The sequence below is a fragment of the Paraburkholderia acidiphila genome (genome assembly GCF_009789655.1).
Lineage (GTDB): Bacteria > Pseudomonadota > Gammaproteobacteria > Burkholderiales > Burkholderiaceae > Paraburkholderia > Paraburkholderia acidiphila.
In genome coordinates, this window is record NZ_CP046911.1 from 284,844 (window position 1) to 306,788 (window position 21,945).

Annotated in this window: 21 protein-coding genes and 1 riboswitch; of the genes, 12 read left to right on the top strand and 9 right to left on the bottom strand. The window is 64.4% G+C overall.

Annotated features, from left to right (window positions below):
• Nucleotides 1-11: 11 nt before the first annotated feature.
• Entirely contained in the window at nucleotides 12-380 is a 369-nt protein-coding gene (locus tag FAZ97_RS25530; protein ID WP_158761296.1) for a BON domain-containing protein, read from the top strand.
• 234 nt (nucleotides 381-614) lie between these two features.
• Here FAZ97_RS25530 and FAZ97_RS25535 read toward each other — a convergent pair whose 3' ends face one another.
• Nucleotides 615-1,427, bottom strand: a complete 813-nt coding sequence (locus FAZ97_RS25535) for a DUF2182 domain-containing protein (protein WP_158761297.1) — start codon at nucleotides 1,425-1,427, stop codon at nucleotides 615-617.
• An 8-nt stretch (nucleotides 1,428-1,435) separates the two neighbouring features.
• Complete coding sequence (locus FAZ97_RS25540; RefSeq protein WP_158761298.1) at nucleotides 1,436-2,200, bottom strand: DUF899 domain-containing protein; 765 nt, start codon at nucleotides 2,198-2,200, stop codon at nucleotides 1,436-1,438.
• A gap of 149 nt (nucleotides 2,201-2,349) precedes the next feature.
• Here FAZ97_RS25540 and FAZ97_RS25545 point away from each other — a divergent pair, with 149 nt between their 5' ends.
• Both FAZ97_RS25545 and FAZ97_RS25550 read left to right on the top strand, forming a co-directional pair.
• Nucleotides 2,350-3,570 carry a helix-turn-helix domain-containing protein gene (locus FAZ97_RS25545; protein WP_158761299.1) on the top strand — a complete coding sequence of 407 codons (1,221 nt, stop codon included), beginning with the start codon at nucleotides 2,350-2,352 and terminating at the stop codon, nucleotides 3,568-3,570.
• 35 nt (nucleotides 3,571-3,605) lie between these two features.
• Nucleotides 3,606-4,268, top strand: a complete 663-nt coding sequence (locus tag FAZ97_RS25550; RefSeq protein ID WP_158761300.1) for a Vgb family protein — start codon at nucleotides 3,606-3,608, stop codon at nucleotides 4,266-4,268.
• Nucleotides 4,269-4,303: 35 nt separating this feature from the next.
• On the opposite strand, the gene FAZ97_RS25555 is transcribed toward FAZ97_RS25550, so the two are convergent.
• Together FAZ97_RS25555 and FAZ97_RS25560 are read right to left on the bottom strand one after the other, a co-directional pair.
• Entirely contained in the window at nucleotides 4,304-6,235 is a 1,932-nt protein-coding gene (locus tag FAZ97_RS25555; RefSeq protein WP_158761301.1) for a TonB-dependent receptor domain-containing protein, read from the bottom strand.
• 101 nt (nucleotides 6,236-6,336) lie between these two features.
• Nucleotides 6,337-6,518: riboswitch (cobalamin riboswitch) on the bottom strand.
• Nucleotides 6,519-6,614: 96 nt separating this feature from the next.
• Nucleotides 6,615-7,628: a zinc-dependent alcohol dehydrogenase family protein gene (locus FAZ97_RS25560; RefSeq protein WP_158761302.1), complete on the bottom strand. Its 1,014-nt coding sequence runs from the start codon at nucleotides 7,626-7,628 to the stop codon at nucleotides 6,615-6,617.
• Between the two features lie 130 nt (nucleotides 7,629-7,758).
• On the opposite strand from FAZ97_RS25560, the gene FAZ97_RS25565 reads away from it, so the two are divergent.
• On the top strand, nucleotides 7,759-8,670 hold the full coding sequence (locus FAZ97_RS25565; RefSeq protein ID WP_158761303.1) for a LysR family transcriptional regulator: 912 nt from the start codon (nucleotides 7,759-7,761) through the stop codon (nucleotides 8,668-8,670).
• 35 nt (nucleotides 8,671-8,705) lie between these two features.
• Here FAZ97_RS25565 and FAZ97_RS25570 read toward each other — a convergent pair whose 3' ends face one another.
• Nucleotides 8,706-10,292, bottom strand: a complete 1,587-nt coding sequence (locus FAZ97_RS25570) for an MFS transporter (protein WP_158761304.1) — start codon at nucleotides 10,290-10,292, stop codon at nucleotides 8,706-8,708.
• A gap of 315 nt (nucleotides 10,293-10,607) precedes the next feature.
• On the opposite strand from FAZ97_RS25570, the gene FAZ97_RS25575 reads away from it, so the two are divergent.
• The 3 genes from FAZ97_RS25575 to FAZ97_RS25585 all read left to right on the top strand — a co-directional run bounded on the left by FAZ97_RS25575 (nucleotide 10,608) and on the right by FAZ97_RS25585 (nucleotide 13,084).
• On the top strand, nucleotides 10,608-11,003 hold the full coding sequence (locus FAZ97_RS25575; protein ID WP_158761305.1) for a DUF305 domain-containing protein: 396 nt from the start codon (nucleotides 10,608-10,610) through the stop codon (nucleotides 11,001-11,003).
• Between the two features lie 32 nt (nucleotides 11,004-11,035).
• Nucleotides 11,036-12,520, top strand: a complete 1,485-nt coding sequence (locus tag FAZ97_RS25580) for a YncE family protein (protein ID WP_158761306.1) — start codon at nucleotides 11,036-11,038, stop codon at nucleotides 12,518-12,520.
• Nucleotides 12,521-12,655: 135 nt separating this feature from the next.
• On the top strand, nucleotides 12,656-13,084 hold the full coding sequence (locus FAZ97_RS25585) for a hypothetical protein (RefSeq protein ID WP_158761307.1): 429 nt from the start codon (nucleotides 12,656-12,658) through the stop codon (nucleotides 13,082-13,084).
• A 16-nt stretch (nucleotides 13,085-13,100) separates the two neighbouring features.
• Here FAZ97_RS25585 and FAZ97_RS25590 read toward each other — a convergent pair whose 3' ends face one another.
• A complete protein-coding gene (locus tag FAZ97_RS25590; protein ID WP_158761308.1) occupies nucleotides 13,101-14,012 on the bottom strand; it encodes a CHAD domain-containing protein in 912 nt (303 codons plus the stop codon).
• 231 nt (nucleotides 14,013-14,243) lie between these two features.
• Between FAZ97_RS25590 and FAZ97_RS25595 the strand changes: the two genes are divergently transcribed.
• The gene (locus tag FAZ97_RS25595) at nucleotides 14,244-14,612 is read left to right on the top strand and encodes an NUDIX hydrolase (protein WP_158761309.1); all 369 of its coding nucleotides are present in this window, start codon (nucleotides 14,244-14,246) and stop codon (nucleotides 14,610-14,612) included.
• Nucleotides 14,613-14,717: 105 nt separating this feature from the next.
• Here the strand turns inward: FAZ97_RS25595 and FAZ97_RS25600 are convergent, their stop codons facing one another.
• Complete coding sequence (locus FAZ97_RS25600) at nucleotides 14,718-15,173, bottom strand: hypothetical protein (protein WP_158761310.1); 456 nt, start codon at nucleotides 15,171-15,173, stop codon at nucleotides 14,718-14,720.
• Nucleotides 15,174-15,413: 240 nt separating this feature from the next.
• Between FAZ97_RS25600 and pstS the strand changes: the two genes are divergently transcribed.
• Entirely contained in the window at nucleotides 15,414-16,439 is a 1,026-nt protein-coding gene (gene pstS, locus FAZ97_RS25605) for a phosphate ABC transporter substrate-binding protein PstS (RefSeq protein ID WP_158761311.1), read from the top strand.
• Between the two features lie 80 nt (nucleotides 16,440-16,519).
• On the opposite strand, the gene FAZ97_RS25610 is transcribed toward pstS, so the two are convergent.
• Both FAZ97_RS25610 and FAZ97_RS25615 read right to left on the bottom strand, forming a co-directional pair.
• The gene (locus tag FAZ97_RS25610) at nucleotides 16,520-17,239 is read right to left on the bottom strand and encodes a response regulator (RefSeq protein WP_158761312.1); all 720 of its coding nucleotides are present in this window, start codon (nucleotides 17,237-17,239) and stop codon (nucleotides 16,520-16,522) included.
• Nucleotides 17,232-18,686 (bottom strand): ATP-binding protein, encoded by a 1,455-nt coding sequence (locus tag FAZ97_RS25615; protein WP_158761313.1) that lies wholly within the window; start codon nucleotides 18,684-18,686, stop codon nucleotides 17,232-17,234. The genes FAZ97_RS25610 and FAZ97_RS25615 overlap by 8 nt, the downstream gene beginning before the upstream one ends.
• A gap of 234 nt (nucleotides 18,687-18,920) precedes the next feature.
• On the opposite strand from FAZ97_RS25615, the gene FAZ97_RS25620 reads away from it, so the two are divergent.
• From FAZ97_RS25620 to FAZ97_RS25630, 3 genes are all read left to right on the top strand, one after another.
• Nucleotides 18,921-19,652, top strand: a complete 732-nt coding sequence (locus FAZ97_RS25620) for a response regulator (protein ID WP_158761314.1) — start codon at nucleotides 18,921-18,923, stop codon at nucleotides 19,650-19,652.
• 302 nt (nucleotides 19,653-19,954) lie between these two features.
• A complete protein-coding gene (locus FAZ97_RS25625) occupies nucleotides 19,955-20,929 on the top strand; it encodes a glycosyltransferase family 9 protein (RefSeq protein ID WP_233271899.1) in 975 nt (324 codons plus the stop codon).
• A gap of 110 nt (nucleotides 20,930-21,039) precedes the next feature.
• Nucleotides 21,040-21,912: a glycosyltransferase family 9 protein gene (locus tag FAZ97_RS25630; protein ID WP_158761315.1), complete on the top strand. Its 873-nt coding sequence runs from the start codon at nucleotides 21,040-21,042 to the stop codon at nucleotides 21,910-21,912.
• Nucleotides 21,913-21,945: the final 33 nt, after the last annotated feature.

The window sequence follows — 21,945 nt, forward strand, 5'->3', positions numbered from 1 at the left end:
TGGAGTATGGAATGAACACACTTACCAAGGCCCTCAGTCTTGCACTCGTCGCGCTGCTCGCCACGGCGTCCCTGAACGCGTCGGCCCAAACTGATGCCAGCGCGGCCAGCGCTATGGCCTCCGCGGCCAATAGCACTACAGCACCCGCGACACCCAGCAACACCCAGCTGCGGCGCGCGGTGTACAAGGCGCTCGCGAAGCACAAGGAAATTCACGGCGGCAGTATCGGCGTCACCGCCAAAAATGGGGCTGTTACGCTCAATGGCACGGTCACGGATGCCGCGCAGGTGGATAGAGCGGCCGAGATCGCCAGGGGCGTGCCCGGCGTGGCCTCGGTGACAAACAAGCTGACGGTTCAGAAACCTTTAGGCGGCATGTGAGCCGCCACAAGAGGCGCGGAGTGCGGTGAGGCCGGGAGTCCTCCTGGCCGCACCGGGCTTCGCCCAGCAGCACGGAGGTTGACTCCAGTCGGCCTCTTGCTGTTACTCCGGACTGCTAATAACAGTCCGGAGCGTCGATCGGACTCGTGTGCAGGCGCGAGTCTGGCGGCGTGAGTTCGACGTTAGAGTCGGAGCGTTTTATCGCCGTTTCGCGGGTGCGGAACGGCGATTTTTTTATGCAGTGACCGCCCGCACGACCATTACCACGCCCACCGCAATCGCAGCCGCCCCGATCCCCCGCGCGACTCTTGCGCCACCCGGCATCCATCTTTCCGCGGCAATGGCCGCCGCGACCAGCGCCATCGCGGGCCGGTCCATCACGCCCGCTGCGAGCAGCGCCGCCATCAGATTCCCGCAGCAGCACAGGCAGTGCCGACCGAGCCTCAAGCCGTGACGCAGCGCCGCCTGAGCATCGAGCCGCGCGTGCCCGCACGCCGGCGAATACCCGCAGCACGCAAGCCAGCGCGCTTTCCACGCGGAGAACTGCAACGCGCCCGCGATCGCGACGACACCCCCCGCCACGGCCGGCGCGGTATGCGCCAGCGCAGGCGACGCGACGGCCAGCGCGGTGAGTTGCGCGCCCGCCGCGAATACGAGCACTCCGACGGCGAGCCACACAAAGAAGTACCCCACCCCAGCCATCGCGGTCATCCCACCCGCACGCGCCGTGCGTTGATCGCCCATCGCCTCGAAATACCGCCACAAAGCCGGCGCGAGCGCGGGCAACATCATCGCGACCATCATCACATTCCACATGCCGGCAAACGATACTGCGGCGTCGAACCACGTGCGCCCGCACATGGGCGCCCACAGCGCGGACATCGTCCAGCCGCCGGGCATGGGCGTGCCGCCCATCGCCTCCATCGAAGCGCACCAGACGAATGTCACCGCCGCGCTCGCCGCGAATAGCAGCGACGCAACGCCAAAGAAAATCGCACGCGGAGCCAGACCGCCGTGCCGCCGTACCGTCATGCCGACGTTATCCATGATGCGCCTCAGCTTCGCGTGTACTCGTCGTGCCGGTGCCACCAGATGCCGGTCTCGTTGCGTCCCTTCGGCGCGCGGTCGAGCCACTGGTACATGCCCCATACGCCATCCAGGCCGCGCGCATAGGTCGAATACGTGTGATAGACCACGCCGTCTTCCAGCACGAATGCGCTGAGGCCCGGACGGTCGCGCGTGTAGGTCGCCGCGTCGGTGCCGCAACTCGCCGCGAACTCGGCAACGGGCGCGGGCGGCGGATTCATGTCCATCGCGTGGCCGCTGCGCGCGTAGTTGTATTCGATGTCGCCCGCGCGCTGCTGTGCCGTGGTGAACGACACGTTGAAATCGAAGTTGAAGTCGTTGCCGCTCGACGAGGCCCACGGGAAATCCCATCCCATGCGCTCGCGGTAAGCCAGCAATTTGGGCAGCGGCGCGCGCGACACGGCCATGAGCCGAACGTCGTGATTCGCAAGATGCACGGCGATGCCGTCGAAGCCATCGGCAATCGACGAGCACGACGGGCAGCCGGCCGCGTAGTCCGGCCCGAACATGAAGTGATAAACGAGCAGTTGCGAGCGCCCCTTGAAGAGATCGGCGAGTGTCGCGCCGCCATCCTCGGTTTCGAATCGATACGTCTTGTCGACACGCACCCACGGTAGCGCCTGGCGCTGCTGGGCCAGCGCGTCCGCGCGCCGTGTGTGCTCCTTTTCGGCCGCGAGCAGTTCGATACGTGCCGCAAGCCAGTCTTCGCGCGTTCCTGTGGTATGGGTTGCCATTGCCTGGTCCTCCTATGGATTCACTGGGGCGACGGCGTGCCGTGCGCACCGCCGCGTCGTTCGATCGATGATTCGTTTGATCGCCGTGTTAGATTAGGCGCGGACCGAGGAGCCAGGGGAGTGACAAGTGTGGCGGGATTCGCATGACCATGGATTCGCTGATTACGGCTGCGGCACACGCGCTCGCGGCCGGTGATCCGCTCGGCGCGCTGAACCGGGTCGCCTTGCGCGACGATGCGCCCGCGCTCGCGCTGCGCGGCATCGCCATGGCGCAGCTCGGCGACTTTGCCCGCGCGAAAACGCTGCTGCGCAGCGCGGCGCGCGGCTTCGGCGCGCGCGAGGCCGTGGCGCAAGCGCGCTGCGTGGTCGCTGAGGCCGAGATCGCGCTCGCTTCGCGTGATCTCGGCTGGCCGACCGATACGCTCGCTGCGGCGCGGCAAACGCTCGAGACCCATGGCGACCGCCTCAACGCCGCGCACGCGCGCTACCTGGAAATCCGCCGCTTGCTGCTAATCGGGCGCCTCGACGAGGCTGGCGGCATGCTCGCGCAAGCCGATCCCGCGCCGCTGCCGCCCGCCTTGCGCGCGGCGCACGAGCTGATTGCCGCGGGCATTGCGATGCGGCGCATTCAAACGCAGGCCGCGCGGCGCTCGCTTGCCGAGGCTGCACGCGCCGCGCGCGAGGCGGGCATCGCCGCGCTGAGCGCCGAGATCGAGAGCGCCGCGCGGCTGTTGACCTCGCCGGCCGCGCGTCTCATTGCGCGCGGCGAGGAGCGGGTGCTGTTGCTGGAAGACGTCGAGGCGCTGCTCGCCTCAAAGGCGCTCGTCGTGGACGCGTGCCGCTACGTCGCGCGCGAGGGCGCGACGATCGTCGAGCTCGCGAGGCGGCCCGTGCTGTTCGTGCTCGCCCGCGCGCTCGCCGAGGCGTGGCCCGCCGACGTGCCGCGCGACGTGCTGATCGCTCGTGCCTTTCGCACGAAACACGCCGACGAAACGCACCGCGCGCGGCTGCGCGTGGAAATCGGCCGCTTGCGCACGCTGTTGCGCGACGTGGCCGAGATCGGCTCGACGCAGCAAGGCTTTGCGCTCGCGCCGCGCAACGCGAGCGAAGTGGTGGTGCTGGCGCGGCCCGTGGAAGAAAAGCACGCAGCGGTGCTGGCTTTTCTTGCCGACGGCGAGTCATGGTCGAGTTCGGCGCTGGCGCTCGCGCTCGGCGCGAGCCAGCGCACCGTGCAACGCGCGCTCGATTCGCTCGCCACGGCGGACAAGGTGCAGTCGTTCGGCTATGGCCGCGCGCGCCGCTGGACCACACCGCCTGTTCCCGGATTCGCGACGACCTTGTTACTCCCCGCGCCGCTGCCCGGCGATTAGGATGAGTGCCTGTCCCTTGATCCCAGGAGAAAAGCATGAAACGTTCGACCGCCGAAATCGTCCGCGAGTACGGTCCTTTTCCCGGCATCGACAAAGTAGGTGGGGTCACCTACGACGGCAAGCAGGTGTGGTTCGCCGTGGGCGAGCGCATTGCCTCGCTCGACCCGGAGAGCGGCCAGACGCAGCGCGCGATCGACGTCGCGGCGCACGCGGGCACGGCCTTCGACGGGCGGCATCTGTTCCAGATCTCCGAGGACCGCATCCACAAGATCGACCCCGAAACGGGCCGCGTGCTCGCCACGATTCCCGCGCCCGGAGGCGGCGGCGATTCGGGGCTCGCATGGGCGGACGGCACGCTCTGGGTCGGGGTGTATCGCGAGCGCAAGATCCATCAGATCGATCCGCAGACGGGCGCGATTTTGCGCACGCTCGAATCGAGCCGCTTCGTCACGGGCGTGACGTGGGTGGACGGCGAGCTGTGGCACGGCACCTGGGAGGGCGACGAAAGCGACTTGCGGCATATCGATCCGGGCACCGGCGAAGTGCTGGAACAACTCGACATGCCGCCCGGAACCGCTGTTTCGGGGCTGGAGTCCGATGGCCGCGAGCAGTTCTTTTGCGGCGGCGGCAACAGCGGGAAGATTCGTGCGGTGCGGCGGCCCAGGCGTGAAGGCGAGGCGAGCGGGCCGAAGAACTGAGCGCACCCGCTCGCACGCAACGCATCAGGGCGTGCTCAGAACGTATAAGTGACCTTGCCGAACGCCGTGCGCCCGAGCGTGTTGTACCCATAGGCGGTCACATACTGCCGGTTGAACACGTTCGCGAGCGTGGCCGAAAGCGCGAGATGCGCATTGACCTTGTACGACGCGCGCAGGCTCACCGTCGTCCACGAAGGCAGGTAGATCGTGTTGAGCTGGTCGTCGAACGTCGAGCCGTTATACAGCAGCGAGACGCCGGTGCTGAGCGCGTGCAGCTGGAACTCGTCCCACGTGTGATCCACGTTCAGGCTTACCGTTTGGCGCGGACGGCGATTGAGCCAGGTCTGGTCGGTCACGTCCTGCGGATTCAGTATCCCCACCGTGAGGCTCACCGGCGTGTAGTTGCCAAGCGTGCCCTTGTACGAGAGATCGATGCCCTGAATATGCGCGCGGCCCACGTTCACCGGCAGGAAGGTTTGCGAGTTGTACGTGATGAGGTCGTGCACGCGCGTGTCGTACACCGCTGCCGTGAAGGTGCCGATCGAAGTGACTGCATCGAGTGCGGCCTCGACCGAGTCGCTGCGCTCGGGCAGCAGGTTGGGGTTCGAGTAGCCCGGATAGTACAGGTCGTTGAAGGTGGGCAAACGGAACGCATTGCCATATGAAACGCGTGCCGTGTAGACCGGCGTGATTGCCCACGAGAGCGCGACATTGCCCGTATTGACCGATTCCCCCTGCACGATCTCGTGCCGCCCCGCGAGGAACAGCGTGACGGGCCCGAGCGTCGTCGATTGATGCATCGACACGGCGGAATCGTTGCGCGCGGGCAGGCCGCCCGGCACATCCACAGGCAGGAACGCCAGTTCGCGCGTGTAGTCGTAGGCGAGCTTGGTCTCGCCGTCGAGCGGCATGCCGAAGAGCGTGTGGCCCCTTTCCTGATGCGTGAGCGACGTGGAGGTGGAAAAGCGCGTCGAGTCGATCTCGTCGGTCGGGATCGTCGGGTCGTTCGAATAGAGGAGCTGACGGTCCGTCGCGTAGCCCACCGACTGATCGAACTGCGTGGTCGGCGTGATGTCGAGGTGGAACGCGAGCCCGGTCGTGAGCTGGTTGTCGCGCTGGCGGTCGTTGCCTCCCGCGTTGTCGTACGACAGATCGGAGCGGTGGTAAAGCGCGAAGGTCGAGATCGACCAGTTGTCGTGCGCGTAGCCGAGGCGCGCGTCAAGGTTCTGCGCGTGGTACGGGTTGCGGCCGTCTTCGTGGCCGTAGGCCCAGGGCTGCGTTGCGTCGATGCCGGCCGTGTTGTAGTCGTGCAGGCCCAGCGAATACGTGAGACCGCTCAACGCGGAAAGCGGCCCGGCCGAGCCGATCGTGCCCGAGGTGCGCACCTGCGTGTCGAAGGTCTTGTTCGAGCCGCCGCCGAACGATACGGTGGTCTGGTTCGGCTGGTTCGACGCATGGCGCGTGAAGAGCTGCACGACGCCGCCCACGGCGTCCGCGCCGAACGAGGCGGCTGCGGGGCCCGAGATCACCTCCACGCGGTCGAACGAAGCGGTCGCGAGATCGCCCCATTCGGCCGTGCCGGTGGTCACGGAGCCCACGCGTATGCCGTCGATGAACACGGCCACCTGGTCAGCGGACGACCCACGGATGCTCACGCCCGTGTACGACCCCGGCCCGCCGGTCTGCGAGACGGTGACGCCGGGCAGCGTGGCGAGCGCCTGCGCAATGCTCGGGTCGGCGGGGGAGACGCGGTCGAGGTCTTCGCGCGTGAGCACCTGGGTGGTCGCGTAGCGCTGGTCGAACGATTGCGGCAGATGCTGCGTGTCGCCCACGACGAGGATATTGGGCAACGTGGTGTCGTCGCTGGCTTGCTGCTGTGCCTGGGCGGGCGATGCGTCGGCGGCATGCGCGGCTTGCCACGCGCAGGCGAGCGCGGCGGAAGTCAAAACGAAATGACGAAACTTCATGATGCGGTGGCTGGAAACAGCGCTTGTATAGGGCTGTCCTTGCAACGGGCGCCCGCCGCATGGGCGGTGCTTGCGCATTGGGGATCCGCGCCCGCTGCGGCTGCTGGACTCGGCTGATGGCAGGTCTCCTGGCTCGCGGGTCGACGTCCGTTGCCGGCCTTCCCGGTTTCCCAGTGGCCCTTTGTGGCATGGACTCGCCGCTGACAGTTGCGGGGGCAGCCGCAGTCTTGCACTGCGTTCCCTTTTGATCCCGTCGCCGAGAACCATCAGCGCGCAAGGGTAATGGCGGCGCATTCAGTGCGTCAACCTTTGCGGGGTGCGGTGTGGCGAAAACGCCCGCTTTGGTCTGCCCCCTGGGCGCCCGATCGCCTCGATTGCCTCAGGCGCCTACTTTGATCACGACCTTGCCGAACGGTCCGCGCGCCAGATGCTCGAATGCCTGCACGGCTTCGTCGAACGCGTAGACGCGGTCGACGACAGGCTGGATGCGGTGTTTGTCGAGGAACGGATTCATCCGTTCGAACGACGCGCGCGGCGCAACGGCGATACCGCGGATCGTGGTTTGCCGGAATATCAGCGGCATGAGGTCGAGGGCCGCGGTCTGGCCCGTGAGAAAGCCCACCTGCGCCACCACGCCGGCCACGCGCGTGGCCGCGATCGATTGATTCAGCCCGTTGCCGCCGGCCACATCGATGGTGATGTCCACGCCGCGGCCTTCGGTGAGTTCGAGCACCTTGCTCGCCCACTCGGGATGCGTGCGGTAGTTGATGCCCGCGCTCGCGCCGAGCGCCTGCACTTTGGCAAGATTCGCGTCGCTGCTCGAGGTTGCGATCACGCGGGCGCCGTGCGCGGCGGCGATCTGCGCGGCGAAGATCGACACGCCGCCCGTGCCCTGCACGAGCACGCTCTGCCCCGCCTGCAAGCGGCCCACATCCATGAGCGCATACCAGGCCGTGAGCGCGGCGATCGGCAAGGTCGAAGCCGCTTCGTCGCTCATCATGGCCGGCGCGCGCACCGCGCTTTCCTCGTGAATGATCATGTACTCGGCGAGGCCGCCCGGCAGCGGCATGCCAAGGCAGTAGTCCGGCTCGTTCGGGCCGGGCGCGCCGTCCAGCCAGCGCGAATAGAGCGTGGAATTCACGCGCTCGCCCACGGCGAAGCGGCTCACGTTCGGGCCCACCGCCACGACCGTGCCCACCGCGTCGGAAACGGGGATCAGCGGCTTGGGAACACGGTGCGGTTCGTAAATGCCGTCGATGATCGCCTTGTCGCGGTAGTTCAACGACACTGCGCCCACCTTGACCAGCAATTCGCCTTCCTTCGGCGTTTGCGTGGGCACCTCGCCTTGTTGCAAGTTATGCAGACCGAAGTCCTTCAGGAGCCATGCTTTCATCGTCGTTTCCTCTGTATTTGACGTGGCATGGCACGAGCGCCATGCGTCGAACGCAGTCTAATTCGGTCCGCTGGGTCGAGTTAGTGGCTAGAATTCCATTCATTCGATCCTCATATTCCAGAATGAAGCCATGGAAGATCGCTTTGCGGGTATTCGTGAATTTGTCGCCGCCGTGGATGGCGGCAGCCTCACCGCCGCCGCGGATACGCTCGGCGTTACCGGCTCGGCCGTGGGCAAGAGCATTTCGCGCCTCGAAGCGCGCCTTGGCGTGCAACTGCTGCACCGGACCACGCGGCGGCTGGACCTGACCACGGAGGGCGAAGCGTATCTGGCGAGCTGCCGCCGCATTCTCGACGAGCTGGACGAAACCGAGACGCTGCTCACCACGGGCCGCAGGCAGCCCATCGGCCGCTTGCGGGTCGATCTGCCCACGACATTCGGGCGGCGGCACATCGTGCCGGCGTTGCTGAAACTCGCGCAACGTCACGCGCGTCTGGACCTTTCGATCACGTTGCGTGACCGCGCGGTCGACATGGTGAGCGAAGGCATCGACCTCGCCGTGCGCATTGGCATGCTGGAGGACTACCCCGATCTCATCGCGCGCAAGCTCGGCGAGCAGCGACTCGTGATTTGCGCGGCGCCGGCTTATCTGAAACGGCGCGGCACGCCTGCCGCGCGTGCGGATCTCGCGAAGCACGATTGCCTGATCGGCTGGCAGCGCGGCAGCCGGCCGGAGTGGCTCTTGAGCAACGTTGCAGGCGAGGCGCAGTACTACGAGATTCCCCCGCGCCATGCATTGACCGATGGCGATGCGCTGCTGTGCGCGTGTCTTACCGGGTGCGGTCTCGCGCAGTTGCCTGGGTGGCTCGCGAGAGAGGCGCTTGCCGAGGGCTCGCTGATCGAAGTGCTGCCTGAATTTGCGACCACGATGCCGATCCACGCCATCTGGCAAAAGACGCGGCATTTGCAGCCGAAGGTGAAGGTCGCGGTCGATGCGCTTGCGAGCCTCGCGAAATCGCAGGCCTCGGTGTTCAGCGCTTGACGAGTGGCCCCGAGCCGTTGCGATTCACCATTCAATTACGGCCGCGTCGCCTCGAGATACCCGACCCGTACCGGCGGCACGAACCACGCGAGACACAGGCCGGCGAGCGCGGCGAGCGCGGCGACGACAAGGCCCATGTGGATCGATTCCACGAGCGCGCCGCGCGCCGAGCTCATCATCGCGTCGCCGGCGTGACCGGCGCTCACGAGGCGGCTGATCAGCGCGGCCTGGTCGGCGCGGTCCACGAGCAGTTCTGGACTCGCAAACGACTTGAACCACTGCGTTGCCTGATACGAGTCCAGCGAACGATTCACGCCCATGGTGTAGAGATGCCCGAGCAGCGCGCCGGTCATCGCCGTGCCCAGCATGCCGCCGAAGGTGCGCAGAGATTGCAGCATCGCCGTGGCGGCGCCGAGATGGTCACGCGAGACGATCTGCTGCGAGCAAACAGTGAGGCTCGTACCCACGAGGCCCAGTCCCAGGCCGCTCGCGCCCATGCACGCCATCCACACGAGATGCGGCTCGTTGCCTCGCAGCACGACCACCGCGAGGCTCGCGAAGGCGGACAGTGCGAAGCCGACATAGAGAATCGCGTTGGCGCGCCGGATGCGCGTGACCACGCGGTTGTTCACGAAACTGCCCACCGTCGTGCCGAGCAGGAGCGGCGTGATCAGCATGCCCGAGGCGCGCGGCGACATCGCGTAGCCGCCCTGAAATAGCAGCGGCACGTAGAAAACGAGCGAGAACAACGCGAACCCGCCGAGCACCGACATCGCAAAGAGCGGACCGAGCTTGCGATCGAGCAGCATGTCCACGGGGATGATCGGATAGCCCATGCGCTTTTCCCAGAAGAAAAGCGTGAGCGAAAAGACCAGCACGATTGTGGCCAGCACGATGGTCGTGGTGGTCCATCCTTGCTTCGGCCACAGCTCGATCAACAACTGCAGCGCGCCGAACGTGACAGCGACGACGCAAGCGCCGAGCCAGTCGAGACGCAGCCGCGCCCCCTCGCGCGCATGGTGCAGATGCGGCAGGAACGCGTGCACGAAGAAGAGCGCGACGAGACCCACCGGCACGTTGACGAAGAACACGAGCCGCCAGCTGCCGTGCTGCGTCAGCATGCCCCCGAGCGTGGGCCCGACCATGTTCGCAATGCCAAACGCGGAGGTGACGAACACCAGCCAGCGCAGGCGTAACCTCGGATCGGGGAACAGGTCGGCGACGGTCGCGAATACTGTGCCCATCATGATGCCGCCGCCAATACCTTGCAGGCCGCGCGCAAGCACGAGAAACAGCATGTTGTTCGCCACCCCGCAAAGCACCGATGCGAGGGTGAAGAGCAGAATGGCGGCGAGCATGAACGGCTTGCGGCCGAACAGATCGCCCAGACGCCCGAAGATCGGAATGGTGATGACGGAGGCCAGCATGTAGGCCGTCGCCACCCATGCATAGAGTTCGAAGCCCTTGAGCTCCGCAACGATGCGCGGCAACGCGGTGCCGACAATGGTCTGATCGAGTGCGATCAGCATCGACACCGACGCGACGCCGAGCATCGCCAATACCGACTCGCGAAACGGCAGCAGTTGCCGTCCTTGATCCTGAAGCTCGATGCCGGCGGCCATGGAGCGCTCCTTGCCGCCGTGAAGCGGCTAATCTGCAGTGCGGTGCCCGGCAACATGCGAGTCGGTCGGGCCGCCGCGCGCAACCTTCATGCGACGAGCATTGATGGTACGCCCGCCTGTGCGAACTTGACGGTACGAACACGAGATCGAGGCAGTTATTCCACTCGGCTCGTCAGGGCCCGGAAGCAGCAAAGCGTTTGACAACGTTTCGCCGCTCGTCAATGCGCAAGCGATTGGGGTCCGCATGGAGTAAATCGGCTATTGGGCTGTTTGCCATCACGTCGAATGCGATTCGACCGATACGGAGGGGACGTCATGAACGCTGCAATACGACTCGTTTTACGAGCAATGGTGTGCGGTGCGGCCGTGCTTTCCCTGGCCGGGCTGTGCGCCGCGCCGTCGAGCGACGCGGGGCCGTCCCGCAACAGCGAAGAAGGCTTGTTTCTTTCCGAAAACGACGCGGCCATGACGAAGATGATGGCCGGCATGGCGGCGAGGCCCACGGGCGATATCGACCGCGATTTCGTCGCAACGATGATTCCGCACCACCAGGGCGCGATCGACATGGCCATGGCGGAACTGCGGCATGGACACAACGAACAGCTGCGCAGGATTGCTCAGGAGATCGTGGTCGAGCAACAGCAGGAGATCGTCGCCATGCGCCTTGCGGTGCATGACGCGCTCGCCGCGCCGGCGCCGATGTCCCACTGACCCACTCGCGTCACGACGCAGGAGACAACGTCATGAACACCCACCTCATCCTTGGCGCGGGCATGATTGCCGCATGGCTGGCTGCCTCGACGCTCGCCGAAGCGGGGCAGGTCCCAGGCTCCCTCACGGCTGCCGATATTCCGGTCAGTCATCGCGACCGCGTCTATTCGTCTGATCAGTTTTCGAACACCGTTTCGGTCATCGATCCCGCCGCCAATCGTTTGATCGGCGTGATCCGGCTCGGGGAGCCGACGCCGGCCAACTTCAGCCCGCTGTATCACGGTCAGTTGCTCGTGCACGGAATGGGCTTTTCTCCCGATCACCGCACACTCGCCATTGTTTCCATCGGCTCGAATTCGGTGACGTTTATCGATACGCAAACCAATTCGGTCAAGCACGTGACCTATGTGGGCCGCTCTCCGCACGAGGCCTTTTTCACGCCGGACGGCAATGAGGTGTGGGTGACCGTGCGCGGCGAGAATTACGTCGATGTGCTCGACGCAAAGACCTTCGAAGAGAAGACGCGCATTGTCGTGCCAGCCGGGCCGGGCATGCAGATCTTCTCGCCGGATGGAAAGTACGGGTATATCTGTTCGTCCTTCAACCCGGAAACCGACGTTGTTTCGGTCGCCGATCACCAGATCGTGGCGAAGGTCACGCAGGCGAGCCCGTTCTGCCCGAACATTGCGGCCACGCCGGATGGCCGGCAGGTCTGGTTCACGCTCAAGGACGTGGGCAAGACTCAGGTGTTCGACGCGCGGCCGCCGTTTGCACTGCTAAAAACGCTCGATACGGGGCCGATCACCAATCATGTGAACATCGTGCAGAATGCCCACGGCATGTTTGCGTACGTCACGGTGGGCGGCCTGAACCAGATCAAGGTGTTTCGTACCGACGACTTTTCGCAGGTGGCGACCATCGCCGTCGGCAGCCTGCCGCACGGCATCTGGCCGTCCGGCGACGGCACGCGTGTCTACGTGGGCCTCGAAAACGGCGATGCGATGACGGCTATCGACACGCTGACCAACAAGGTCATCGCCACGGTGCCGGTCGGCCAGGCGCCCCAAGCCGTGGCCTATGTGCCCGACGCCGTGCCGCAAGGCGATGGCATGGCCAACACGCAGCCGCTCGGCGCGGCGGGCGAGGCGGCGCACGTGACGCTGGTTCCGGTGGGTGGCGCGCCAGCCGGGCAGGGCAGTGCGCCCACTTCAGTGGCGTTGTTCGATCAGGGCTTGCTGCAGGTCCTGCAGGCGGCCGTTACCGGGTTGCAGGCGGGGCAGACGTATTTTCTCGGTCTTTCCGACCACGCCGACGGCAGTGGCCGCATTGACGTGCTCGCGAGTTTCAAGACCAATCCGGCCGGCTCGGCAATCGTCAATACGCTGGGACAGATCCGGCAAGTCGTCGCGCCTGGCACGCCAGCCACACCGGGTGTCGCCGACCACCGCCGATACCTCGTGATTGCGCCCAGCGTGGGCGGCGCGCCTGGACCCGCAGTGCAGGTGCAGGCCCTGTGAGGTCATTTCGAATTCCTGAATAAAAGGTGGCGCAGACTGTCTGTTTGCCCACGTAAGCCGCCGCCTGACGCTTGACGCCTGCTTCTGCGGGAAGCTAACTGACGTTGATCGACACCCGAAAAACGAGGTGAAGGAATGTCAGCTTGCCGCAATCTGGCTAACAGCCGACTTGCCGTCCTGTTCCTGATGCTTGTGGTGCACTGCGCCGCCAGTGCCGCTGGCGCGCGCGCGGCGCCAACCGCGCCCACCGCGGCCACCGCGCCCACCGCGCCAATCGCTTCGCCGCGCTTCGAGCCGAGCGAGCTTTCGACCGACTGCATTGACCGGGAGTATCGCGGGAAGAACGCCAAACTCGGACTCGACTACACCGACCTGATCAACAATTGCGGCGCCTCGGTCGTCATCACGTGGCAGTCGTTCAACAACGGCGCGCCGCAAACCCAGGGCGGGGGGATGGGGCAATCGACATGCCTGCCGCCGGGCGGTTCCATCACCACGGCATCGCACGAGAGACTCGGTATGGCGAGCGAGAACCTGCCTGTCAGCGTCGTGACTTGCCAGTGATGGTGGTGGCGCTGGCTTAGGCCGATATGGCTTTGACGCTTCGCGAGGCCTCTTCAATGCGTTGACACTTGACCCTTTCCAGCCATTGCAGTGACTTCTCGACGACGTCGGCCGGCACCTTGTCGAACGTCGTGTTGCGGATCAAGGTCTCGCTCGCTGCAATGTCGTTGAACTCGCCCAGCATCTTTTGCGCGGACGTCAGCGCTTTGAGGGTGCGTTCGTGCTCGCCCTTGATTACCGGCTGAAAAAACTCGAGCAGATAGCGCAGCTTTTTACCGGCCTTGCGCACGTCATGGAGACTCTCTTCGTGGCCCGCCTCGCTTTGCACGGCGCGCCGGCTGCGCTTTCGAAGCGTGCGCTGCGCCATCCGGACTCGCTTCCTGGCGAACGCGCTGATCGGAAGATCACTGCAACACGAGTGCAGCGTGATTTGTGCGCGATACAGGGCGTCGGCCAGAAAAGCCTCGACGGCGTCGCTGTCGATCATCGCCTGGCTATGCGCCACCGCCTGTGCGCGTTTCTCACGCGCGGCGCTCACGAGCGGTTCGATGGAGGCGTCCGACTTCTGCGCGGTTCTCAGGAGCTCGCCTGCGATGTCCCAGTCGCGCGTTCCACCTGCCACGGCAGCCAGCCGCTTGAATTCGTCGCTGGCTTGCGCGGTGGTTTCCTCGCCGAGCCAGGGGGAGTACGCCCAATACAAGGCACGAAGTTTTCTGAACGCCACACGAAGCTGATGAAAGGCTTCGGGGTCGGCTTCTGTCGCCAGGGCTTTCGCTCTTTGCACCGCTTCGTTGACCACGGGCATGGCCAATGACGAAAAGGTGCTGGCAATCGAGTTCTTGCTGGTGAGTGATGCAGCGGAGCGCCGCCGATCGGTTTTGAAGAGAGTGCGCGGCCGTGGTAACGGCCAGTCACCGTCCATATCCATTGCAGCCTCGAGTCCGACAAAAATAGGTTTGGGCAAAACCATACCATAGAGACGGCGGCTAATTCGATCTTTATGACGGTTTGATGAAATAATTAAAATCTGGCAAGGTAGCGGCCATCGCGCTTTCAGCAGGTTGAACTTCTGATTTTCTGTATTACGATGCTTAGCTAAGTCAGGCGTAGCAATGCACATGCACCGAGAGGCACCCCGGAAACGAAGTGGGAGTTCGAGTTGAAGAAACGGGCCACCGTGATTTGTCGCAGAGGTAAGCGAATTCTCCTGGTAGCACGCAGTCAGTCGAAGTGGGCACTACCGGGCGGCATATTGAAGCGCGGCGAGCATCTTATGGAAACCGCGCTACGAGAACTCAGGGAGGAGACCCGGCTCTCCGGTAAGGCGGCCAGGTATCTGTTCGACCTTCGCGGCAAGCAGAAACATCATCACGTGTTCTCCTGCGAAATACCCAGGCAAGCCAAGGCACGGCCGAGCAGCGAGATAGCCAGGTGCCGTTGGGTGCATCTCGACGACATCCAGCGCCTCGCGACGAGCGGGCCAACGAACGATATTCTGCGGCTCGTCAACCAGCGGCGCAGGAAGTAACACCACATCCTTCGCGGTGAGGGATTGAGCGCTCCCGGCGCTCAATCCCGCTGCATCCGCCTGCCACAGGCATCGCCCACTCCCATCACCAACGCTACGCGTGCATCACGCGTTTTCGTCGCCTTTGGCCGGACGGCCTGTCTTGACGGTTTCAAGCGCCGCGATCGCGGCCAGCAGCCGCTTCTGTGGGGCCGATTCCAGCAATTGCAGACCCGCGCGCAGAAGCTCGCTCTTCTTCACCGCAACGCCGGCTTCGAGGCACTTGCGCTTGAGAAGGGCAATGCGCTGATAGTCCGTCTTGGGCATGGTGAAACTGTCGCGCACGACTTTATCTTTCTTCACCCGCTTGGTCCTGGCCTTTTCCGCAGCCGCAGGAGCCGGTGCCTCCACTGCGGCGCTAACGGGTGCCGCCGTTTTGGGCGCAGTTTTCTTGCGGCTCGGCTTGCTCGTTTGCGCGGCCTGCGCCGGCTCGGTGGCTTCGCCTTGCTCTTCGCCGGTTACCGATGATTTCGGAAAGTGGAACGCCTTTTTTGTGGGCTTGCGTGTGGTGGCAGTGGTCATGTCGATCTCCGGTCTGAAAATTGTATAAACAGTATATACGGTTTACGTCGGCATTCCGTGCGTGCGATGCCGACCTTGCGCGCATACGCGAACGCATCCGGCGAGCCCTCGCCAATATGGACTCTGAATGATCGCGTCACCATCCATAAGCTCACTTCTGCGATCGACTGCAGTGTCACCCAATCGTCACATTGCAAACGTAACTTCCAGCGCATCAATAACGATTTTAAGGAGTCCGGGATGAAAATCAGACTATTTGCGATTGTCATTCTCGCGCTGGGCACGGGCATGGCCCACGCGGCGAATATCACCGGTGCCGGCAGCACCTTCGCGGCGCCGATCTACACGAAATGGGCGGACGCCTATCAGAAGTCGGGCGGCGGCAAGGTGAATTACCAGGGCATCGGCTCGTCGGGCGGCATCAAGCAGATTCAAGCCAAGACCGTTGATTTCGCGGGCTCGGACGCGCCGCTGAAGGACGATCAGCTGGCCAAGGACGGTTTGTTCCAGTTCCCGACGGTGGTTGGCGGCGTCGTGCCGGCGATCAATGTGCCGGGCGTGAAGGCCGGCGAAATCACGCTGTCGGGCCCGGTGCTTGGCGACATCTACCTCGGCAAGATCAAGAAGTGGAACGATCCGGCCATCGTCGCGCTGAACCCGAAGGTCAAGCTGCCTGACCTCGACATCGCCGTGGTCCGCCGCGCCGACGGTTCGGGCACCAGCTTCATCTGGACGAACTACCTCTCGAAGGTCAACCCCGAGTGGAAGACCAAGGTCGGCGAAGGCACGACCGTGGCATGGCCGACGGGCACGGGCGGCAAGGGCAACGACGGCGTCGCGGCCTTCGTGCAGCGTCTGCCGGGAGCGATTGGCTACGTCGAGTGGGCGTACGCGAAGCAGAACCACATGGTCTATGCGGCGATGAAGAACGACGCGGGCGCCGTTGTTCAGCCGAGCACCGAAACGTTCAAGGCCGCGGCCGCCGGTGCGGACTGGAAGAAGTCGTTCTACCAGATCCTCACGAACGAGCCGGGCAAGGATGCGTGGCCCGTTGTCGGGGCGACCTTCGTGCTGCTGCACACGGCGCAGGACAAGCCGGACCAGGGCAAGGAAACGCTCAAGTTCTTCGACTGGGCCTTCAAGAACGGCGCATCGGCCGCCGAAAGCCTCGACTATATTTCGTTGCCGGACTCGGTTGTCGCCGAAATCAAGTCGCAGTGGAAGGACAAGGTCAAGGACGCAAGCGGCAAGCCGATCGCGCCATAACGCGAAATGGCATGCAGGCGCGCGCAGGGATTGCGCGCGCCTGTCCTCAGCGTCTTTTCGTGTTACACGGTGGCCCGGCGTCATTCGCCGGCAGGCGCTATCTCCAGACGATAGCCCACACCGTAGATCGATCGAATCATGTCCTGCTCGGGCCGGATCGACTGGATCTTGCGCCGCAGGTTCTTGACGTGCGAGTCGATCGTGCGGTCGGCGACCACACGGTGATCGTCGTAGAGCGCGCGCAGCAGGAAGTCGCGTGCGTAAATGCGGCCCGGACCCGCATGCAGTAACGCGAGCAAACGAAATTCGATGGGCGTGAGGTGCAGGTCCCGGCCGTCCAGGCGGGCGGCGTGCTGCGCCACGTCGATCGCAAACGGCGACAGCGCCGTCCCTTCCGCTTCCTGATGCGCCCGCGCCAGCAGCTCGGCGCGGCGCAGGATCGCCTTGACGCGCGCGACGACTTCTCGCGGACTGAACGGCTTGCATACGTAGTCGTCGGCACCCAGCTCGAGCCCGAGCAAACGGTCGATTTCGTCCACGCGCGCCGTGATGATCATCACGGGAACGGCGGAGAACGTGCGCAGCTCGCGGCACACGTCGAGGCCGCTGCGCCCCGGCAGCATCAGGTCGAGCAGCACCATCGACGGTTGATGCTCGCGCACGTAGGGCACGACCTCCCGGCCGTCGGAGAGGATCGTCGTGGCGAAATCCTCCTTCGCCAGATAGTCGGCGAGCAGGGCAGCGAGCTTCGGCTCGTCTTCGACGACGAGGATGGATGGCCGCATGGTCGGATCAATCATGATGCGTGTTCAGGCGAGGAAGTTGAACGAGGATCCGCAGCCCGCCAAGCGGGGAACGCGATGCCTCGATGGTGCCGCCGTGTTGCTCCACGATGTGCTTGCACAATGCGAGTCCGAGACCCGCGCCGCCGCTTTGACGGCTGCGCGATGGATCGACGCGGAAGAATCGGTCGAACAGATGGGGCAGCAGCGGCGCGGGAACCGGTGGGAACGAGTCCTGGACATCGACATGGATATGGCTGTCGCTCGACGTGACCGAGAGCCGCACGCGGCCGCCCTCATTGGTGTAGCGCAGTGCGTTTTCCAGCAGGTTTTTCCAGAGTTGCGTGAGGCGATAGGGATCGCCCGAGAGCGTTGCACGAGCGTCGCCGGGATCGAACTCCAGCGTGATTTGCTTCGCAGCGAGGCGCTCGCGAAATACGTCGCATGCGGCTTCCACGATCGGTACGAGGTCGAGCGGCACTTTCTCGAACGAGAGCTGGCCGATGTCCGCGAGCGAAAGCTCGTAGAGATCGTCGATCAACTGACTCAGCATCGCTACTTCGGACTGCAGAGAAGCGATCGTCGCCGCGTCGGGCCGGCGCACGCCGTCTTCGATCGCCTCGAGTTCGCCGCGCAGCACCGAAAGGGGCGTGCGCAGTTCATGCGAAATATCGGCGATAAAATCGCGCCGGTCGCTTTCGGCTTTTTCGAGCGACGCCGCGAGCCGGTTGAAATCGCTCGCGAGCATCTGCAATTCGTCGCGGCCTTTGGCCGGTACACGTGTGGCGTAGTCACCGCCCGCGAGGCGATGCGTGGCCGTGACGATCCGCTTGATCGGCGTGAGCAGCGTGCGTGCGAGGATGATCGACACGGCAGCGGAGAGCAGCATGGTAAAGCCCACGATGATCCACGTGGCCTGCATCTGGCGGTTCTTGAAGCGCTGCTCCGCCTGATTGATGAGCGAGGTGGGTCCCGCCACCGCGATCCAGCCAACCGTTCGACCCTTGACGCGAAGCGGATGGCGTACGGCCTCGGGCGGCGGGGGCGGACCCTCGCTCGCGACAAGTCTCATGTCCGCGTCGTAGAGCTTGTACGGCGGCCGGAATGCCCGCGAGTGCTGGTTAAAACCGGGGGTGAAGGGTTCACCGTTGCCGCCGTCGTCGTGGAAGCCGCCCGGCGCATCGGGCGGGCGGCCGTCGCGCGGCGGCTCGTCCGGCGGCGGCCCGCCATCGAACGGGGGCCGGCCTTGCGTGCGCCCGTGAACGAAATCCCAATTGCCATGCTGCGCATACGACGCTTCCAGCTCCTGCTCGAGCGCCGCCAGATCGTTCGCGCCTTGCTCCTGCAGAAAGTCCACGAAGCCATATTCGAAACTCGTCCGCACGGCGATGCCCATGGCCACGGCGGCGAGCACACAAGCCGAAAGAATCGCGAGGAAGAGTTTGGAGGTGACGCTGACTTTCATGACGGATTCAGCAAAAGGCAATAAACGTGAGTGCGCAGATATTCGGCACTATTTTCGCCTGAAGCGTACCGTAAGGTGTGCGTGGCCCCTCCGAATCCTCATTTTCTCCAGATTTCCCTTCTTTTTCCTGCACCGTTGTTCCGTATGATCCGCTGCAGATCGAAACGCATGCATGCCGTTCGCGCGCTTCGATCTGGATGGGATGCCGTGCATGACACAGGAAGGGACAGATCGATGGACATCCACGTGCTGCTTGTCGAACCCGATCAGGCGTATCGGGACGACCTGCGTACTTATTTGCAGCGTCAGCAGATTGCCGTTTCGGTGCTGTATGGCGTCGAGCGGCTGGAGCAGCGCCTCGCGCGAGAAACGCCTTCGCTCATCATCCTGCGGCACGACGCGCTCGCGATCGACGGCATTGCAACGCTGCGCATGCTGCGCGAACGCGGGTGGCTCACGCCCGCGATCATCGTGAGTCAATCCGCCGACGTGGCGGACAAGGTGCTCGCGTTCGAATTCGGCGCCAACGACTATATGGTCGATCCGTTCGATCCTCGCGAACTGCTCGCGCGCTTGCACCACGCGTTACGCTGCAAGATCGATTACCCCGCTTCGCCGCGCAGGGAAACGAAATACGTTTTCGACGGGTTCGAACTCGACGCGATCGACAATCAACTGTTCAGGGACGGCCGCAAGATTCCCGCACCGCCTTTGGTCCTCGCCGTGCTCGCGGTGTTCGCTGCAAACCGCCTGCGGCCGCTTTCGCGCGAACGCATTGTGAACATGATCGATCGCAATTCGTCGCTTCACGCACGCAGCGTCGACGTGGTTGTTTTCCGCCTGCGCAAGCTGCTCGGGCTGTCGCCTTGCGGCCGCCAATATATACAAACGCGTTACCGGGATGGTTATGTTTTCTGCCCCGACGACGCGCTTCCCGACCAGGACCTGGCGGCGGCCCGCGGATGAAAAAAACCCGGCGTTGCGCCGGGTGTGCGAAGAGTTGGAGGTATAGCACCCTTCATCCACGGTCGAGGCCTTCCGCGCAATGTCAGGTGAAACCAGCGTAGCAGACGAAGTCGTCTTCCCGAAGTTCAGAACCATTGCTATTTCTTAACGTGTAACGGGCGCTGTAACGTTCGCGCGCGCGGGTGCGGCGTGGAAGAAACGTGCAGAAAGATCATGTAACCCGGAAACGGCGCCACGGTGGCAACATGCGTGTCCATGGCATCCCCCGCACCCCCGCGAAACCCTGAACAGACACGTAACCGATGCGACACCTCGACCGCGTGAGCCACGCACAGCACGACACGCCTGCAACGTGTCCGCCCGTTGCGGGCGCGACAGCACAGAGCGCCGCGTTCGTGATGTCGCCGGCGCTAGGGGATTCGCTGAATCTGCTGATCATCGCGCACAACCTCGTGCGAGAGGGCTGGCGGGTCGAAGTATTCGGCAATCATGCGTGGTCGCTGGCCCGCTGGTTTCCCCATTTGTCGATGCAGCCGGCGCTCGGCGAGGAAGCCGCACGCGAGCGGCTGGCAAGTTTCGGCGTCGTGGTACAGATGCACCGCGACCGGCCGTTCAAGCAGCTACGCGCATGGCATGCGGGTTTCGTCGATCTGCACGATATCGAATACGCGGACGATGGCCGCTGCATGGCGCACCGCTTCGCGGCCTTCGCGGCGGATCGCTTCGGATTGCAAACCGTCGAGATATCGAACGGCATTCGCGCGCCGCAGGAGCTTGCGCATCGCCGTCACGCCCAACGCGTAGCGGTGCACCCCGAGGCCAGTACAGCGGACAAGCGCTGGCTGGCGCGCCGTTTCATGGGTCTCGCCCAGCGTTTGAGCGGGGAAGGCTTCGCGCCTGAGTTCGTCGTTGCCGACAGCGAGCGCTCGCGCTGGCTGCCGCTTGCCAGGATCGCCGGCATCGCCGCGCCGTTGAATTCGTTTCGCGATACGGCCGACCTTGCGGCGTGGCTCTACGAATCGGGCTGGTTTATCGGCAACGATTCGGGCCTGGGCCATCTCGCATCGGCGCTCGGCATTCCGACGCTGACCGTGTTTCGCAGGCGGCGTGTCGCGCAGCGGTGGCGTCCTGGCTTTCAATGCGGCGAGATCGTGCTGCCGCCGTGGTGGGTGCCGACCGCCGGCCTCAAGGAAAAGTGGTGGCGCGAATCGATTTCGGTGGGACGCGTGTACCGCGCCTTTCGGGTACTGCGCGAACGCGCGGCGTTGACGGCCTGAAATTGGCCTCGCGATAACGCTTGTCAGTGACTTTGATGAGTGTCGAACAAATAGTTAGCGTTACTAATTTTTACCGAGCCGGTTGCTTCTGGCCAAACCCTCGCATGAACATGAATTTCCAGCTCCAGGGCAGTGTCGCGGTGGCATTGCCGCCGCCGATTGGCGACAGCCTTATCGGGCTCGTTCTCGTCAACAACCTGATTCGAAATGGCTACCGTCCAGTTGTGTTTGGCTGGGTAGCCGAGCAGCTTGCGGCCTGGTTTCCTCACATGACCGTTGGGTATCAGGCGGCGTACGCCGGCGCTTTCGACACGGTAATCGAACTGCGCCGGACCGAGTTCGGGCCGATGCTGAGCCGCTCGGGCAAGACGCTCTGTCTGGCCGAACTGCCCGAATATGGCGGCGGGAAGCACATGGTCGACCGCATCGCCGACATTGCCGCGAATGTATTCGCGTTACGGGACGTGACCCATTCGAACGGCCTCGTCGTGCCGCCGGGCGTGCAGCGCGGCCGTTTCGCGGATCGCGTCGTGATCCATCCCACCGGCAGCCACCGCGAAAAAATGTGGAGCCGCGAGAAGTTTCTCGCGCTTGCCAACGAACTCAGCCGGGCGCACCTGCATCCGGGTTTTCTCGTGGCGCCCGGCGAGTTTGCTGCCTGGCGGCAGAGCAAGGCGCAAGGGTATGAGGTTCACACACTGCCGCGACTGGAAGACGTGGCGACGTGGATTGCCGAGTCCGCGTGGTTCATCGGCAACGACTCGGGACTCGGGCATCTCGCTTCGTCGATCGGGGTCCCCACGCTCACGCTTTTCATGCGGCGTGGACTTGCACGTACATGGCGCCCGCGCTGGGGGCCCGGCCACATCGTCTTGCCTCCCAACGTCATTCCGTTCGGCAATCTCAAGGAGCTCCTATGGACGAAGCTGCTCAGCGTGAGCCGTGTGATGGCGCATTTTCAGGCGCTGCAGTCGCGTTCGTGAGCGAGCGGGGAGAGGCGCGCGCTGAGCGAAGCG